This is a genomic window from Paenarthrobacter histidinolovorans (assembly GCF_014647595.1).
Lineage (GTDB): Bacteria > Actinomycetota > Actinomycetes > Actinomycetales > Micrococcaceae > Arthrobacter > Arthrobacter histidinolovorans.
On the sequence record NZ_BMPM01000007.1, the window covers coordinates 1 to 16,599 of the forward strand.

Here is a 16,599-nt window from a genome sequence, read left to right on the forward strand (position 1 = left end):
CGGCTTCGGCGACGGCTGCTGACTCCGCGACTGCGGCTGATTCGGCTTCGGCGACGGCTGCTGACTCCGCGACTGCGGCTGATTCGGCTTCGGCGACGGCTGCTGACTCCGCGACTGCGGCTGATTCCGCTTCGGCGACGGCTGCTGACTCCGCGACTGCTGCTGATTCGGCTTCGGCGACTGCTACTGATGCTGCTACGGCTGCTGATTCCGCTTCGGCGACGGCTGCTGACTCCGCAACTGCTGCTGATTCCGCAACTGCTGCTGATTCGGCTTCGGCGACGGCTGCTGACTCCGCGACTGCGGCTGATTCCGCTTCGGCGACTGCTGCTGACTCCGCAACTGCTGCTGATTCGGCTTCCGCGACTGCTGCTGATTCTGCTTCGGCGACTGCTACTGATGCTGCTACGGCTGCTGATTCCGCGACGGCGACTGCTACTGATGCTGCTTCGGCTGCTGACTCCGCTTCGGCGACTGCTGCTGACTCCGCTTCGGCGACTGCTGCTGATTCGGCTTCGGCGACTGCTGCTGATGCTGCTTCGGCTGCTGACTCCGCTTCGGCGACTGCTGCTGATTCGGCTTCGGCGACGGCAGCTGATGCTGCTTCGGCGACGGCTGCTGATTCGGCTTCGGCGACTGCTGCTGATGCTGCTTCGGCGACGGCTGCTGATTCGGCTTCCGCGACCGCTGCTGACGCTGCTTCGGCTGCTGATTCGGCTTCCGCGACCGCTGCTGACGCTGCTTCGGCTGCAGATTCGGCTTCCGCGACCGCTGCTGACGCTGCTTCGGCTGCTGATTCGGCTTCCGCGACCGCTGCTGACGCTGCTTCGGCTGCAGATTCGGCTTCCGCGACCGCTGCTGACGCTGCTTCGGCTGCAGATTCGGCTTCCGCGACCGCTGCTGACGCTGCTTCGGCTGCTGACTCCGCTTCGGCGACTGCTGCTGATGCTGCTTCGGCGACGGCTGCTAACGCCGCGTCGGCTACCGCCGGTACCGAAGGCTCCAACCTGGCCACCACAGGTGCCACGAACGTTCTGTTGTTCGGTGGCATAGCTGCTCTGCTGTTGACGGCCGGTCTCGGCTCGTTGGTTGTTGCCCGCAAGAAGCGCACCTCGTAGTAGGCGGTTCACGTAAATGGGGTCGATGCTTTCGCTTCGAAAGCATCGACCCCATTTGTGAAGTTAGAATCCAACCCTGAAAGGTTTCCAATGGCACTGGCCGAGCTTAGGCCCAGGCATCGTCCTGTCTGGATCAGAATTGTGGCCGCCGTATGCGTGCTGCTCACCGCATGGCACATATTTGCAACATTCCTATGGGTAGCACCCGCCAGCGGACTGCGAGACCTGGTTCCGGGAAAGACGCTATCGAATTACATGCTTCCCGTCTTTGGCCAAAGCTGGAGCGTTTTCGCACCGGATCCAATCAATGGCAACGTGACGATAAAGGTCAGGGCAATCTTGGGCGGTGACGAGAAGAAGCCGACAGATTGGGTCAATGCAACAGAGGCCGAGTTAGACATGACCCATCACAATCTATTCCCGCCGCGAGCCACTATGTTGGGCCTCCAGCAGGCCACCGAGTACAAGCAGTCCTTCGATAAGCTCACTGCGGCGCAAAAGAAGACGGTGGCCGCCGGATACTACAAGGGCGAAAATTGGCAAGACCGGCTGGAGAAAGCCATCACGGCAGGCGTAGCCACCGGCGCGACTAAAGCCGCATCGGAGAAGAACACCAAGACGTTTCTTGCCCAGGAACGGCGGACCGCGGCGTATGCCACCCAAGTCGCCAAAGCTGTCTGGGGAAGCTCAGTGACAGCTGTTCAATTCCAAGTCAGCCGACAGAACGTGACGCCATTCGCAGATCGAGACCGGCCTGACGCCAAGCCTCCGGCCGTCACGGTGCTGGACTCTGGATGGCGTGGCACACTCGTGTTTCCGGGGCAGAACGAATCGCTCTTCAGCGAGGTCTTCTCAAATCTCAAGGGAGTCAAGTGAACCCCATGAAGGTCCTAAGGTCCACCGCAGCAACAATTGGACGGATTTGGAGAAATTTCTGGTCGGAGGGGCCGCGCTACCTGCTGCTGGTGCTACGCAACGTTCTGGTGACACTGGACGGATGGCTGATGGACTCCAAGAAGGCCACATACGGCCTTGCTGTCACGCGAATGCTTCTAGCCATCACGGCGCTGGGTTTGTTGGCGACAAATTTCAGCACCCGCTTTTACACTTTTGGTTCGGCAAGCGCTTGGACCGGGGAGCTCGAATCGCCGCGGAGCCCATTCCCTGGAATATGGCTCTTTTCGGCCTTTCATGAGTTGATTCAATATGACGTACTCTTCACACTCCTCTATCTTTTTGTAGGCGTGCTGGCGATTGCCCTGCTGCTGGGATACCGCACCAGAATAGTGCTCCCTGCCTTCTGGGTTTTGTGGGTCAGCTTGATTGAGCTGCAGGATATGGTGTCCGATCAGGGTGACAACATATTTCGAATTGCCCTGCTCGGCTTAGTGTTCGCTGACTCATCCATGCGCTGGTCTCTGGATGCCAGACGACGTGCTCGCGCTGCGGCAAGCGCGTCTGCAATCAGCAGACTGTGGCAAGGAGCGCCCGTACTCCCACAGGCGCTAACAAACCTGTCGCACAATTTGGTAGTAGTGATACTGACCTGTCAGGTTGCGTTCGTCTATGTCGCAGGAGCACTTTTCAAGGCCGGGGGCACTGTCTGGCAAAACGGAACAGCCGTCTACTACCCACTTCATGTCGCTCGATTTGCGCCTTGGCCGGAGCTCAGCGAGCTGGTGTCGGCGTGGGCGCCTGCAGTGGCCATCGCTTCAATCGGCTCGATCCTGATCCAACTCCTTTTCCCAGGAGCCTTACTGTTCCGGTGGACCAGAATTCCGGTCCTCTTCGCGATGGTGGGATTCCATTTTGGCATCGCTGTCCTCATGGGTCTTCCGTGGTTCTCGTTGGCAATGGTGGCCATTGATTCAATATTTGTCAGGGATGTCACCTGGCAAAGGATTGCGAACTGGGTTAGGGGTGCGGGGCGTGTCCGCCGCCAATCGCGTCCTCGCCGAAGCGCCCCGGATGACTCGGACAACGGCGTCATTGACGCCCGGGGGGGCTACGGATGGTGACCTGGCCGAAGCCGACATGCAAGGGGTCCCGATGACCGCTGGCTCCAAAGCCTGGGTGCCGAACGTCAACCAACTGCCGTAAGTCCGGCACTGCTCGTGCTTGGGATGTAGCCCGACGTCGGAGGCCGCTTCGGTTCATCTCGCTGGAAACTGCGTTTTGGTGAATGAATCGCGGCGGCCAGATTCGGCTGGCCTAAGCATCCGCCTTCAACAGCCGCTGCATCTGCTCACCGGCGTCACTCCCGGGCGCCGGCGTATAAACCACAATGTGCAGGTCGGGACGGTCAGACGGCGATACCTGGTGGTGCTCCAGCTGCAGCACTCCCACTGCCGGATGGTGGAACAGGCGCTCGCGGGACTCAAAGCCAAGGATGTCGTAGCGGTCCCAGCTTTCCTGGAATTCCGGGCTGGCTTCCTTGAGCCGTTCCACCTGGTACGCGACATCCGGATCACCCAACCGCTGACCCGTCTCCGCCCGGAACTCGGCGAGGAACCTCTTGCTGGTGACGTCCCAGTCCGGGAGCAGGTCACGGACGTAGGGGTCGGTGAAGACGAGCCACAAAAGGTTCCTGTCGGCGGCGTCGAAAGTTCCAATGTTCGGGTACAGCGCCTCATAGGCGCGGTTCCACCCGGCAACGCCCCAGTCCGGTGAGAGTGCATAGGCAGGATTGGGATCCAGGGCCTCCAGCAGTCGCTGGACGTGCGCGGGCGCATCGGCGGCAACCGGGCCCTTGGGAATCGCAGAAGAATAACCACCCAGGGAGAGCACGTAGCCGAGCCCGGTGTCCGAAAGGTGCAGGGCCCGGGCGATGGACTCCAGGACCTGCCGTGAGGGACTGATGTCACGGCCTTGTTCGAGCCAGGTGTACCAAGTGACGCTGACGCCGGAGAGGAAGGCGATCTCCTCCCGGCGCAATCCGCGCTCGCGGGACCGCCCCACCGGGGGAAGCCCGTAGTCGGAGCGCAGGGCCTGGGTGCGGCGGGTCCTGAGATAAAGTCCCAGTTCCTTGCGCCTCTCATCTTTCACTCTGACAACACTATTACTCTGGTACTTTCACTACTAGTAGCAGCACCGTCTTCCAGAGGTAACAAAACCCCAGCAGGATGGTACTCATGCCTGCACTTCGCTCTAAAACAGTCACCCACGGCCGCAACATGGCCGGCGCCCGCGCACTGCTGCGCGCCTCCGGCGTCGCCAACGAAGACATCGGCAAGCCGATCATCGCCGTGGCCAACTCCTTCACCGAATTCGTTCCCGGCCACACCCACCTTGCCCCTGTGGGGCGGATTGTCTCCGACGCAATCCTCGCGGCCGGTGCAGTGCCGCGCGAATTCAACACCATCGCCGTGGACGACGGCATCGCCATGGGGCACTCCGGCATGCTCTACTCCCTGCCCTCGCGCGACCTGATCGCCGACTCCGTTGAGTACATGGTCAACGCACACTGCGCCGACGCCCTCGTCTGCATTTCCAACTGCGACAAGATCACTCCGGGCATGCTCATGGCCGCGCTGCGCCTGAACATTCCCGTGGTGTTCGTTTCCGGTGGGCCCATGGAAGCCGGCCGCGTCACCCTGACCGACGGTTCCGTGCGCTCCCTGGACCTGGTGAACGCGATTGCCGATGCCGTGGACGAATCCATTTCCGATGCCGACATCAACCTCATCGAAGAGAACGCTTGCCCCACCTGCGGTTCCTGTTCCGGCATGTTTACAGCCAACTCCATGAACTGCCTGGCCGAGGCCATCGGCCTCGCCCTGCCGGGCAACGGTTCGGTCCTCGCCACGCACACCGCCCGCAAGGCGCTGTATGAGAAGGCCGGCGCTACCGTCGTCGAGCTTGTGAAGCGGTACTACGAGGGCGACGACGACTCCGTGCTGCCGCGCTCCATCGCCACCGCCGAGGCCTTTGACAACGCCATGGCCCTGGACATCTCCATGGGCGGGTCCACGAACACCATCCTGCACCTGCTGGCTGCAGCCCAGGAGGCGGGCGTGGAGTACGGACTTGCGGAGATGGACGCCAAGTCCCGCCAGGTGCCCTGCCTGGCCAAGGTGGCTCCGAACGTCGCCAAGGACAAGACGTACTACATGGAGGACGTCCACCGCGCAGGTGGTATCCCCGCGCTGCTGGGCGAGCTGAACCGCGGCGGCCTCCTGCACAAGAACGTCCACTCCGTTCACTCCTCCGACCTCGACGGCTGGCTGGACGACTGGGACATCCGCGGCGGCAAAGCCACGGAGGAAGCGCAGGCACTGTGGCACGCGGCTCCCGGTGGTGTCCGCTCGTCTACGGCGTTCTCGCAATCGAACGTGTGGACCTCCCTGGACACTGATGCGGAAGGTGGCTGCATCCGTTCCGTGGAGCACGCCTATTCCAAGGACGGCGGCCTGGCCGTGCTGCGCGGAAACGTGGCGGTGGACGGCGCTGTGGTGAAGACCGCAGGCGTGGACGAGTCAATCTGGACCTTCGAAGGCCCGGCAGTTGTGTGCGAGTCGCAGGACGAAGCCGTGGAAATGATCCTGAACAAGACCATCAAGGAAGGCGACGTGGTGGTCATCCGCTACGAAGGCCCCCGCGGTGGCCCCGGCATGCAGGAAATGCTCTACCCGACGTCATTCCTCAAGGGCCGCGGTTTGGGCAAGAAGTGCGCCCTCATCACGGACGGTCGCTTCTCAGGTGGCACGTCCGGGCTGTCGATCGGGCATATCTCCCCGGAGGCTGCTTCCGGTGGCGCCATCGCCCTGGTGGAGAACGGCGACATCATCAGCATCGACATTACCCAGCGCTCGCTCCAGCTCCAGGTTTCCGACGAGATCCTCGCAGAACGCCGCGAGAAGCTCGAAGTCAACGGCGGGTACAAGCCCAAGAACCGTGACCGCCAGGTGTCACCGGCTCTCCGCGCCTACGCGGCCATGGCGCTCTCCGCCGACAAGGGCGCCGTCCGGGACGTCTCGCTGGTGGAAAACCTGTAAGGCTCCGTTTAGCGCCCAGCCGTCTGCCGCCGTCGTGCTTCTTTCAACGCACGACGGCGGCCGGCGGCTTTCGCTGTTAACAGCGGTTGCTGGGTTTATCCACATACGAAGATTGGCGTGGTTACTGTGGGTTGGGGCCGTGACAGGGTTGGTTTATGGGTATCAGCGGGCTGGCGGAGGAGAGGGTGGATCCCTCATCGCACCATGCGGTGGACTACCTCGAAGACGGCGCCGACGCCCTTGATTGCGTGCGGACCTCGATTCTTGGGCAAGCCTCGATGTTCGATTTCAGTGAAGCGAGCGCTTTCGCCGGCAGGGTGGAGGATATTGCCCGGATCGTGGAGTACCTTCAAATCGTCGCAGCCCACGCCGTGGAGCGAACCCGCAATGAAGCCGGTAAAGCACTCGGTTCGTCTTCGACGCGCGTCGCATGGCGCACAGGCTGGACCGAAAAAACAGACCCGGCATCAGGGAAACAGGCAGACCCGGCCAAAGAGGCCGGAAGTGCCGCTGTGCTTGATGACGGGTACCGGAACGCCGCGGACTTCCTCCGTTCGCGGCTGAGGATCACAGCCAAGGAAGCCCGACGCCGGCTGGCCCTCGCGGGCACCGTCCTGCCCGGTATCGGCATTGCCGGCGAGCCAATCCCACCGCAGCGCGAACAGCTCGCCTCCGCTGTGGCGGACGCATTGATATCCACCGGCTCGGCCACCCTGATCAGCACTGCACTGGACCGCGTTCAGCTTCTTACCGATGAGGACACCATCACCAGGATGGAGAAGGCCCTCACCGCCACAGCCATTCGGTCCGACCCCGACTTTGTCTCCACGACGGCACGCCACTGGGCGGACCTCATCGACCAGGACGGCCCCGAACCCACGGAAGAAGTGCTTCGCCACCTCCAAGGTGCGTTCATTCGTAAGCCCCGGCATGGGCTCCATCATCTCGAAATCTTCGCAACGGCCGAACAATTCGAAACCCTCACCACCGTGATGAACGCGGCCACCAACCCCCGGCTCGTCGACGGCGACGCGCGAAACAATGGACGTCCAAGCGGCTCGGGGGAGGCAGCCCTCGACGGCAAGATCACCGACACCCTCGGCAGGACGCCTACCATCGTGACCCAGCGGGTTCCGGAACTGGAACGGCGCTCCCGTGCCCAGAGACTCCTCGACGGTCTGGTCGGCGGCTGCGCGTTGGCCCTCAGAACTGCTCAGCTACCAGCCAACGGAGGCTTGAAGCCTCAAGTCATGGTCACTATTGACCATCGGGATCTGTTCGACCAGCTTCAGAACCAAGCTGCCCAAAACCAAACCGCCAATCCTGTTGGCACGGTCAACGCCGGCCCGGGCACGAAGTCCACAAACGACGGTGCCAAGGGCATTGGCGGTTCCCGAACCAGGCTCAGCAGCGCGGTATCAACTTTCCAAGGGCCCATCCACCCGAACGTCATCCGGAAAATTGCCTGCGACGCCGACATCCTCCCGGTCCTGCTCGGCACCGAAGGCCAGGTCCTCGGAATTGGCCGCACCAGCCGGATCTTCCCGCCTCACATCCGCAAGGCGCTCAACGCCCGAGACCAAGGATGTGCTTTCCCGGACTGCACCATGCCGGCGCCTTGGTGCGAAGCCCACCACATCACCTACTGGTCGCAAGGTGGCCCCACCAACACCGACAACGGCGTGCTCCTGTGCTCACACCATCACCACGTCATCCACAAGGAACAGTGGAAGATTGCCAGCAGGAACGGCGTCCCGTGGTTCACCCCGCCACCGCACATCGATCCCGGCCAAACAGCGCGACGCAACCATCACCACACACCGCTGCGGACGTAGACCGCTTGCCTTCACGGGTATGGCGTGGGGCGTCAAAGCGCGGAGCGATAGAGTTCGGCCAGTAGATCAATCACAGCCTGGCGATCCCGGGGCGGGTCCTTCTTCAGCCACGCCACGTACACCGGAACCACGGGGGCGTCACGCACCGGCCGGTAGGCGACTCCCCGGCGTCGGTACTGATGTGCGGTGGAGGCTGCGGTGATGCCACGGGCGGACCCGCTGCCGATTACGGTCAGCCAATCGTCAATGTCGTGGATAGGGACCACTTGCGGCGGCTTACCCTGCTCCGGCCACAGGTCCAGTGTGGTGCTACCCGTGCGCAGGTCCATCGCTACGGGCAACGTGGCGATCTGAGCCAAAGTCACCGATCTCCGTGAGGCCAGAGGATCGACAGTGGACATGGCACAGTAGCGCTTCTCCTCACCGACGCCGATATGCTCGATGGCGGTGGACTGCGGGAGGCGTCGAAGGATCGCGTAATCGGTGGTTCCGTCCAGCAGGCCGCCGCTGGGTGTGTTGGAACGGGTGAGTTGCAGTTCGGTGTGCGGGAAGCGCAATTTCCAGCGGTGTTGGAATTCGGTTGTGTGCTCACCTAAAGCCGACCACGCGTAGCCTATGCGGACCTGCCCTGTGCCGGCGCGGACATCCTGTTCGAGTTCGGCAAGGAGCGCGATGATTCTGCGGGCCTTGCCCAGGGCGCGTTCACCGGCGGCTGTCAGCGCAACGCTGCGGGTGGTCCGCCACACGAGACGTGTCCCCAATGCATCTTCGAGGGCTGCGATGTTTCGTGACACGGCGGTCTGGGACATTCGAAGCGCGATGCCGGCGTCGGTAAACGTGCCTTGCTCCACTATCGCGATCAGACAGCGCAATTGGCGCAGTTCCACGTCCATGCCCCTCATCATATTCATGCATGCAGCGCATAAATACCTCGGTTTACGCATTTAGCGACTGAACCCCGGGAGCGCAGAATCTCATCATGGAACAGACCAGCGCCGCTGCGGGCAAGGCCGGGGGAGCCGCCACCCTCGTAGCCAGCGCGCTCTCGAACCAGCTGGGGGCCGCGAGTGCTTCGTTCGCTTTTCCTGTCATGGGACCTGTGGGCGTCGTGGCTGTTCGACAACTTGTGGCCGCGGCTGTCCTGCTTCCGGTCGTGCGGCCGAGGCTGCGCGAGCTGGGCTGGCACCAATGGTGGCCGGTACTTCTTCTGGCCCTGTCGTTTGGAACCATGAACCTTGGGCTCTATGCATCCATTCAGCGCATCGGCCTGGGGCTGGCGGTGACACTGGAGTTCCTGGGCCCGCTAGCCGTGGCACTGGCAGGTTCTCGAAGGACGGGAAGTGCCTTGTGCGCGATCGCCGCAGCGACGGGCGTTGTCGCGATCACCGGTCCGGAGGTCTCAACGGATCTCCTGGGCATCAGCCTTGGACTAATTGCCGCATGCAGTTGGGCAGCTTACATAGTCCTGAATCGGATTGTGGGCCAGCGAATCAAAGGAATCCAGGGAACAGCGGCGGCCTCGGGAGTGTCCGCGACCCTCTTCCTGCCGGTCGCCGTCATAATTTTTCTGACCAAACCCGTGGACTGCTTTGCTGTGCTCTGTGCTGTGAGTGCTGGCATCATGGCCTCAGTGCTGCCGTATGTGGCGGACCTGATCGCGCTCCGGAGGGTGCCTGCGAACCTGTTCGGCGTTCTGATGAGCATCAACCCCGTGTTCGCGGCGGTCATCGGAGTCCTGATGTTGCGTCAGGAACTTGCCCCGTTGCAGTGGGCCGGAATCGCCCTGATCGTCGGAGCCAACGCAGGAGTGCTGTTGCTGGGCCGACGGAAGTGGTAGCTACGAGGGAGCGTCACCGGAGGACCCCCGCACCTGCAGCTGCGACGGCACTTGGTGCAAGCGGGCAGGAAGGTCCGGGGCTGTAAGCCGCTCGAGGATGAATTTACCGGCTTCCACGCCTACGGCGAGGTTGCCGTTGTCCACGGAGGTCAGTGAGAGATGCCGGATCTTGGCGAGGTAGGTGTTGTCGTAGCCAACGAGCGAGAGATCCTTGGGTACCGACAGTCCAAGGTCGTCGGCTGCGGACAGTGCGCCGATGCATGCAATGTCGTTGTAAGCGAAGATCGCGGTCGGCCTTTTGATTCCGGCCAGCAGGCGGCCCGCGGCAGCGTAGGCACTTTCCTCGCTCACCCCGCCAGTTACCACCGATGGTTCCAGTCCGGCGTCGAGCATAGTCTGTTCGAAGGACAACCGTCGCAGCTTGCCGACCTCGCCCGGCCCCTGAAGATGCGCAATGCGCTGGTGCCCCAGTGAGAGCAGGTGCTCGGTGGCTTGCCTCGCGCCGGCGTCGTCGTCATTGACGACGATGTCGACGCCGGGAAGGTGCGGTTCACGGGTTCCGGCCAGAACCACGGGGACACTCTGCGCTGCTTTTCCGATCGCGGCCGACTCCGAGGTGGTACCCACCACCACCAGTCCGTCAATCCTTTGCTCCAGCAACGTCTCCACGGAACTGCGGCCCACCCGGTTATCGGTGTAGGAGTCGGCCAGAACCGGCGAAATTCCGGCCGCGTGCAGGGACGCAGTGAGTCCCTCCAGTAATTCCACAAACCATGGGTTTCGGATGTCATTGAGCATTACCCCGATGGTTCCGCTCCGGGTACCGGACAAGCGTTGGGCCAGCCGGTTGGGTCGGTAGCCCAGCTGCTCCATGGCTTCCAGAACAGCACGACGGCGGCTCTCACTGACGTTGGCGGAGCCCTGCAGGACCAGGGAGACCAGGGATTTTGAGACGCCGGCGGCGGTGGCGACGTCGCGGATGGTGGGCTTGGTCCCAGATGCGCTGAAGGCCTCAGTCACGCAATGTCCCTTCTCGCTCCGGCGGATTCCATCCAAGCTTAGAGGGCTTGACGCTCCACCCTCCCCACAGCCATTATGGACCGGTCCAAGTAAATTCCAAAGAGTCAATGGAGATCTTCCATGAGTGCACCACATTCCCGGCAATTGGTCGCCGGCATGATCGGGGGCGGCCAGGGCGCCGACATCGGCAAGACCCACCGCTTCGCCATGAGGCTGGATGGCCATTACGACCTCCAGGCAGGAATCTTCGGGCGGGAATCGAGCAGTTCCCGCGCCATCGGTGCCTCGCTTGGTGTGACGGCGGAGCGCAACTATGGCGACGCCCGTGAAATGGCCGTCGCCGAGGCCGCCCGTGCAGACGGTGTGGACGTGGTTGTGGTGGCTACGCCCAACGACAGTCATTTTGAGATCGCCCGGGCGTTCCTCGGGAACGGCATTTCGGTGGTCTGCGAGAAGCCGCTCACGCAGGGCTCGGCTTCCGCCGCCGAACTCGTACGCATCGCCGCCGCCAATGACGCGATCCTTGCGGTGCCGCACTGCTATTCCGCCTACGCCATGGTTCGACAGGCGGCCCGCATGGTCCGTAGCGGTGAGCTGGGCGCCATCCGCTTTGTCGACGTCGAACACGCTTCCGGGTGGGCGTCCACGCCGCTTGAAAAGGAGGGCCACAAGCAGGCGTCGTGGCGCACCAATCCGGACATTGCCGGCTTCCCGAGCGTCGTAGGCGACCTCGGCACGCACGCCTTCCATCTGTTGCGCTACATCACCGGACTCGAAGCCCAACGTCTTTCCGGCCGGCTGCAGACCTTCGTGCCCGGGCGCCGCGTTTTCGACAACGCCACGGTGGAAATCGAACTGACCGGCGACGTCCCGGCCCGCCTCTGGGCAAGTATGGCGGCCACCGGCCACAACCATGGACTCCGCATCCGCGTGTACGGCGAGAAGGGGAGCCTCGAGTGGCAGCACGAGGACCCGCATCACCTCAAGGTCCAGGATCCCGCAGGCACCACTACAGTCCTCACGCATGGGCTTAGCACCCTCCACGACGATGCGTCCCGGCTCACGCGCGTCGGCCTCGGCCACCCCGAGGGCTTCCTCGAGGCCTTCGCCAACTTCTATTCCGATCTCGCCGAGGTCCTCCGCGCACGCCGCGACTCCACGCCTCTCCCGGAATGCGCGCTGTCATTCCCCACCGGAATCGACGGATTGATCGGCGTCCAGTTCGTGGAGGCTGTCGCTGCCTCGCACCACGACGATTCCGCATGGAAAGTCCCAGCATCAGCACACCGGAAAGCAGCCGCCTGACATGATCCGCTTCGCACTCATAGGTGCCGGTTTCATCGGCACCGTCCACGCCGCCAACCTTGCCGCGCATCCGGGGGTCGACTTTCGACTCGTTTACGACGTCGACCGGCAGCGCGCACAAACCCTCGCAGCAGCCCATGGTGCTGCCGCCGCCACGGAGTTGGAGGAGCTCTTCGACCCGTCCCTGATTGACGCCGTCTTCATCGCCTCATCCACCGATACGCACGCCGGGCACCTTCGGCGAGCGGCCGCCGTCGGAATTGCGGCCTTGTGCGAGAAGCCCATCGATCTGGACCTGGAACGCGCCCGCGAAACCGCCACATTCGCGCAGGAGTGCGGCGTCCCTGTGATGGTGGATTTCAACCGCCGTTTCGACCGCGACTACGGCGAACTCAAACGTCTGGTGGATTCCGGTGGGATCGGCACGGTGGAACTGATCCAGCTCACCTCCCGCGGCCCATCCATGCCGCCGTTGTCCTACGTCGCCGTCTCCGGCGGCCAGATGCGTGACCAGACGGTCCACTTCTTTGACCTGGTCCGATGGCTTTCCGGCCTGGATCCGGTGGAGGTTTTCGCCACCGGCTCAGCGTTGGCGGAACCCGCCATTGCGGACTACGACGACGTCGACACCTCCGCCGTTACATTGCGGCTTCCCGGCGGGGCATTGGTCCAGATCGACAGTGTGCGCCGCACCGGTTACGGGTACGACGAGCGCATCGAGGTCATGGGTTCCGAGGGGATGGTGGAAGCCCGACGACACAGGACGGGAGCGGTGTCCCGCTACTCCGGCACGTCCGTGGTGGACGACGGGCTGCACTCCGGCTGGTTCGAACGCGTCCAGCCAACGTATGCCGCGGTCCTTTCTGCGTTCGTTTCAGCGTTGGAAAGCGGCGAGGCCCCCGCTCCGTCAATGGAAGACGGACTGAAGGCCCAAGCGATCGCCGAGGCCGCTGTGCTCTCCCTGCGATCCGGCCGCATGGAGCCTGTCAAGTATTGACCCAGAGTGGTAGCAGTAGTGCGTGGTACGGGTGGTCGGTTTCCAGCGCCCGCAACGCGCACTACTGCGACTCAGTTGCGCGTGAACGCGGCGCGGAAGGCGGCAAGGGCGGCGTCACCGGCTTCAATTCCCGGACCGCCGATCGCGCCGGCTTCCAAGCCGATCACACCCGTGAATCCGGACTCGTCAAGGGCTTTCGCGATCGCCGGATAGTTGATCTCGCCTGTTCCGGGTTCGAAGCGCCCGGGTACGTCGGCCACCTGGATTTCGCCGGTGAATGGCTGCGCCGCACGTACCAGCTCGGTCAGGTTTCCCTCGCCCATTTGTGCGTGATACAGATCCAGCATCATCTTCACGTTGGGATGATTCACGGACTGCACAAGGGCCAGCGTGTCCTTGGCCCTCGCAAGCGGAATGCCCGGGTGGTCAAGGATCGTGTTGAGGTTTTCCAAGGCGAACGTGACTCCGTGCTTTGCGCCCAGTTCGCCAAGCCTTTCCAAGGTCCTGAGTCCGGTCAGCCACATGTCACCCGTGGACCGGTAGGCGGGCCTCACGGCCCGACCTCCCTCACCGAGTTCGGCAGGATGGACCACCATTCGCTCCACGCCCAGCTCCAGCGCAGTGGGAATCAGCTTTTCTGCCGATGCCAGGACCTCGTGGGCGTTTGCGGGGTCGATGACGCTGCCCCCGAAGTATCCGCTCATGGAGGAGAACGTAGCCCCAGTGGCGGCCAGGGCGCGGATGTCCCGTCCGCGGGTGTCCCACAGCTCTACCTCGAAGCCGTGCTCGTGGATCCGGCGAACCCGGTCAAGCAGGGGCAAATCGCCGTAGACCATTTCCGCGCAGACGGCCAGGCGGAAGCTCATGCGGGGACACCGGCGGGCGCGGGCTGGGCGCTGGCGTGCTTGGGAACGGGCTCGGCGGCCCGCAGTTCCGCGATTTCCGAAACCTCAACGGGCAGGCCTGTCTCCGCGGACTTGAAGGCAGCCAGTGCCACGGCCAACGCGTTCCGCGCGTCCACCCCACCCGGTGCCGCCACGGGTGCTGGGGAGGATGCCGCCGTCGTGCTTTCACCTGCGTAGCCACGGCGTGCCGCGACGTCGCCCGCGAATGCTGCGAGTTCGGCGGTGTAGGCGTCGTGGAAGAGATGGATGTTCAGCCGCGAGGTCTCCGTGACGATGCCTGCGGCTGTGTAGCTGGTGGCGTTGGTGGCCTGCGGTGTACCGGCTGTGACCATCCCTGCGGAGCCGAACACTTCGCCCCGGACGTCGTAGCCGTAGAGCGCGTTGAAGTTCGCTTCAGCCACAGCGATTGCGCCATTGCTGTACGTGATGGTCACGACGGCGGTGTCCAGCAGGCCAGCCGACTTCGCCTCCGGCGCCACCAGGGCATCTGCGACCGCGTGGACTTTGACGGGGACGGCTCCGGGGTTGAGCCAGTTAAGGGTGTCAAAGTCGTGGATGAGGGTTTCCAGGAAGATTGTGCCGGGAGCGATGCGCTCCGGGTGGCTGATGCCGGCTTCGGTTCCGGGGTCCCGGGTGAGGGAGCGCAAGAGCTGCGGTGTGCCAACGGCACCGTCGTCCACCAGCTTGCGGGCGGCAGCGAAATCGCTGGAGTAGCGGCGGTTGAAGCCAAAACGGAGAACGACGCCGGCGCTCGCCGCAGCATCCATGGCGGCGTCGAGTTCGGCGATGGTCCGCCCGCCGGGCTTTTCGCAGAAGACGTCCTTGCCGGCCGATGCGGCGGCTTTGATCAGCGCGGCATGGAAACGCAGGGGAGTGGCGATGAGGACGGCATCAACATCCGGATCGGCCAGCACATCGGCGGCGTCTGTGCTGATTTTCGCCACACCGAGCCCGCTGGCGAGTTCGTCGACGGCGGAAAGCGCGGGGTCGGCGATTGCTTCCAGCCGTGCGTTCGGGATGCGGTGGGCTATGGACTCGGCGTGGAACTTGCCGATCCAGCCGGCACCGATGACGGCGATGCGGACAGGCTGCTCCGCCTGGACCGGGTGCTGGAGATACGTCACTGGGGCTCCTTCTCGGGGATCTAGATCGTTCTAGTGGATCAATGGTTGCACGGGTTGGGTGGGTGCGTCTAGATCGTTCTAGAACGTTTCTCGAGTTACTGTTCACATTGCGCCGGATTCGGAAAAGTGCCCTGAAATGACGACGAAGATGTCGTGGAGCTCAGGCGAAAAGCGCATCCTGGAAAATATTCTTCGGAACTCCGCGTCATGTTTGAGGAAGTCGGAGTACATATCCAGTGCCCATGTCATTGACCGCGTTCAGCGCCGTTGCCCTTTTCGGCCGCGTCGCGTCATTGGCACAGTAGGCAGCGATGGGTGTGGCGGGTTCTGGGGCCCGCCCGGGGCGCCATCGCTGCATGAACGGGCTAGTGCGGTCGGTCGTCTGAGTCGCGACCGACCGCACGACTCGTCGGAAGCCATGCAGTTGGATCGTTCTATAGACTGGCTCCCGAGCAGAGGAGAGCCATGACGGGCAAACGGCCCACGCTGATGGACGTAGCGGAAGCGGCAGGTGTTTCACGCGCCCTCGTTTCCATCGTCATGCGGGACGTTCCAGGCGCATCGGACGCTACCCGGGCAAGAGTGCAGGAAGCAGCCCGGGCACTCGGTTACAGACCGGACAGCCGCGCCCGCCTCCTCCGAAGCAACCGTACGAAACTCCTCGGCGTCAGTTTCACCACTGCCCAGGCCTTTCATGCCGAAATCGTTGATGCCGCCTACGCCGGAGCCACACTCCGGGGCTACGACATCGCGCTCAGCGCGGTGGCCCACGGACGATCCGAAGAACGGGCAGTGGAGTCGCTGCTGGATCTGGGATGCGAAGCCCTCATCATGATTTCCCCGACCCTCAAAGAGCAGGAGTTGGCCGGATACGCCGCCCGGGTGCCTGTAGTCAGCCTGCTTCGGGATGACGTTGGCGATTCCGTGGACTCCGTGAGCAGCGACGACCAAGCCGGCATGCGCATCGCCATCGAGCACCTGACGTCGCTTGGCCATCGGCGCATTGCCCACGTTGACGGCGGCGAAGCCGTCTCCGGTCCGCAGCGCAGGGCGGCCTTCCGGGATGAAATGGAGCGCCGCGGACTGGCTGTCCGCATCGTCCCGGGTGGTCCCACGGAAGAAGATGGTTTGCGCGCCGGACGTGAGCTGCAGGAGGACCTGCCCACCGCCGTCGTGGCTTTTAACGATCGCTGCGCCCTGGGCGTCTGGGAGAACTTCAGGGCCAGCGGTTTTCGCGTGCCGGAAGACGTGTCCGTCCTTGGTTACGACGACAGCCAATTTGCGCGCCTCAGCTACGTCCAGTTGTCCTCCATCAGCCAGGACGCGCCGCTTCTTGCCCATGCCGCGGTGGACCGCGCCGTCGACCGTTTGGAAGGGACGACGCCGGCCACCCACCTGGTGCGGACGCCGCATCTGGTGGCGCGCCGCACCACAGCGCACGTGCCCGGGTAGAGCCTGCGACAG

General features: G+C 63.4%; 14 protein-coding genes. 8 read left to right on the top strand and 6 right to left on the bottom strand.

All coding sequences use genetic code 11. The features are described 5' to 3' along the window. On the bottom strand, positions 1–1,051 hold a 1,051-nt coding region (locus IEY62_RS15730), incomplete at its 3' end, for a hypothetical protein (protein ID WP_189019536.1). A gap of 157 nt (positions 1,052–1,208) precedes the next feature. On the opposite strand from IEY62_RS15730, the gene IEY62_RS15735 reads away from it, so the two are divergent. After that, positions 1,209–1,994, top strand: a complete 786-nt coding sequence (locus tag IEY62_RS15735) for a DUF5819 family protein (RefSeq protein ID WP_189019538.1) — start codon at positions 1,209–1,211, stop codon at positions 1,992–1,994. Positions 1,995–1,999: 5 nt separating this feature from the next. Further along, on the top strand, positions 2,000–3,136 hold the full coding sequence (locus IEY62_RS15740; protein WP_229785403.1) for an HTTM domain-containing protein: 1,137 nt from the start codon (positions 2,000–2,002) through the stop codon (positions 3,134–3,136). 193 nt (positions 3,137–3,329) lie between these two features. On the opposite strand, the gene IEY62_RS15745 is transcribed toward IEY62_RS15740, so the two are convergent. Beyond that, entirely contained in the window at positions 3,330–4,163 is an 834-nt protein-coding gene (locus IEY62_RS15745; protein ID WP_189019542.1) for a helix-turn-helix transcriptional regulator, read from the bottom strand. 86 nt (positions 4,164–4,249) lie between these two features. On the opposite strand from IEY62_RS15745, the gene ilvD reads away from it, so the two are divergent. Next, positions 4,250–6,112 carry a dihydroxy-acid dehydratase gene (gene ilvD / locus IEY62_RS15750; protein ID WP_189019545.1) on the top strand — a complete coding sequence of 621 codons (1,863 nt, stop codon included), beginning with the start codon at positions 4,250–4,252 and terminating at the stop codon, positions 6,110–6,112. A gap of 155 nt (positions 6,113–6,267) precedes the next feature. Next, positions 6,268–7,947 (top strand): HNH endonuclease signature motif containing protein, encoded by a 1,680-nt coding sequence (locus tag IEY62_RS15755; protein ID WP_229785369.1) that lies wholly within the window; start codon positions 6,268–6,270, stop codon positions 7,945–7,947. A gap of 32 nt (positions 7,948–7,979) precedes the next feature. On the opposite strand, the gene IEY62_RS15760 is transcribed toward IEY62_RS15755, so the two are convergent. Then, positions 7,980–8,858 (bottom strand): LysR family transcriptional regulator, encoded by an 879-nt coding sequence (locus IEY62_RS15760; RefSeq protein ID WP_229785371.1) that lies wholly within the window; start codon positions 8,856–8,858, stop codon positions 7,980–7,982. 68 nt (positions 8,859–8,926) lie between these two features. On the opposite strand from IEY62_RS15760, the gene IEY62_RS15765 reads away from it, so the two are divergent. Beyond that, the gene (locus tag IEY62_RS15765; RefSeq protein ID WP_189019547.1) at positions 8,927–9,784 is read left to right on the top strand and encodes an EamA family transporter; all 858 of its coding nucleotides are present in this window, start codon (positions 8,927–8,929) and stop codon (positions 9,782–9,784) included. Here the strand turns inward: IEY62_RS15765 and IEY62_RS15770 are convergent, their stop codons facing one another. After that, positions 9,785–10,804 (bottom strand): LacI family DNA-binding transcriptional regulator, encoded by a 1,020-nt coding sequence (locus tag IEY62_RS15770; RefSeq protein WP_189019549.1) that lies wholly within the window; start codon positions 10,802–10,804, stop codon positions 9,785–9,787. A 120-nt stretch (positions 10,805–10,924) separates the two neighbouring features. On the opposite strand from IEY62_RS15770, the gene IEY62_RS15775 reads away from it, so the two are divergent. Then, positions 10,925–12,109 carry a Gfo/Idh/MocA family protein gene (locus IEY62_RS15775; RefSeq protein ID WP_189019551.1) on the top strand — a complete coding sequence of 395 codons (1,185 nt, stop codon included), beginning with the start codon at positions 10,925–10,927 and terminating at the stop codon, positions 12,107–12,109. 1 nt (position 12,110) lies between these two features. Continuing rightward, complete coding sequence (locus tag IEY62_RS15780) at positions 12,111–13,106, top strand: Gfo/Idh/MocA family protein (RefSeq protein WP_189019553.1); 996 nt, start codon at positions 12,111–12,113, stop codon at positions 13,104–13,106. A gap of 71 nt (positions 13,107–13,177) precedes the next feature. On the opposite strand, the gene IEY62_RS15785 is transcribed toward IEY62_RS15780, so the two are convergent. Both IEY62_RS15785 and IEY62_RS15790 read right to left on the bottom strand, forming a co-directional pair. Further along, positions 13,178–13,972, bottom strand: coding sequence for a TIM barrel protein (locus IEY62_RS15785; RefSeq protein WP_189019555.1), 795 nt, complete (start codon positions 13,970–13,972; stop codon positions 13,178–13,180). Next, entirely contained in the window at positions 13,969–15,135 is a 1,167-nt protein-coding gene (locus IEY62_RS15790; protein WP_189019558.1) for a Gfo/Idh/MocA family oxidoreductase, read from the bottom strand. The genes IEY62_RS15785 and IEY62_RS15790 overlap by 4 nt, the downstream gene beginning before the upstream one ends. Positions 15,136–15,600: 465 nt before the next feature. Here IEY62_RS15790 and IEY62_RS15795 point away from each other — a divergent pair, with 465 nt between their 5' ends. Then, positions 15,601–16,587, top strand: coding sequence for a LacI family DNA-binding transcriptional regulator (locus tag IEY62_RS15795; RefSeq protein WP_189019560.1), 987 nt, complete (start codon positions 15,601–15,603; stop codon positions 16,585–16,587). The last annotated feature ends 12 nt before the right edge of the window (positions 16,588–16,599 follow it).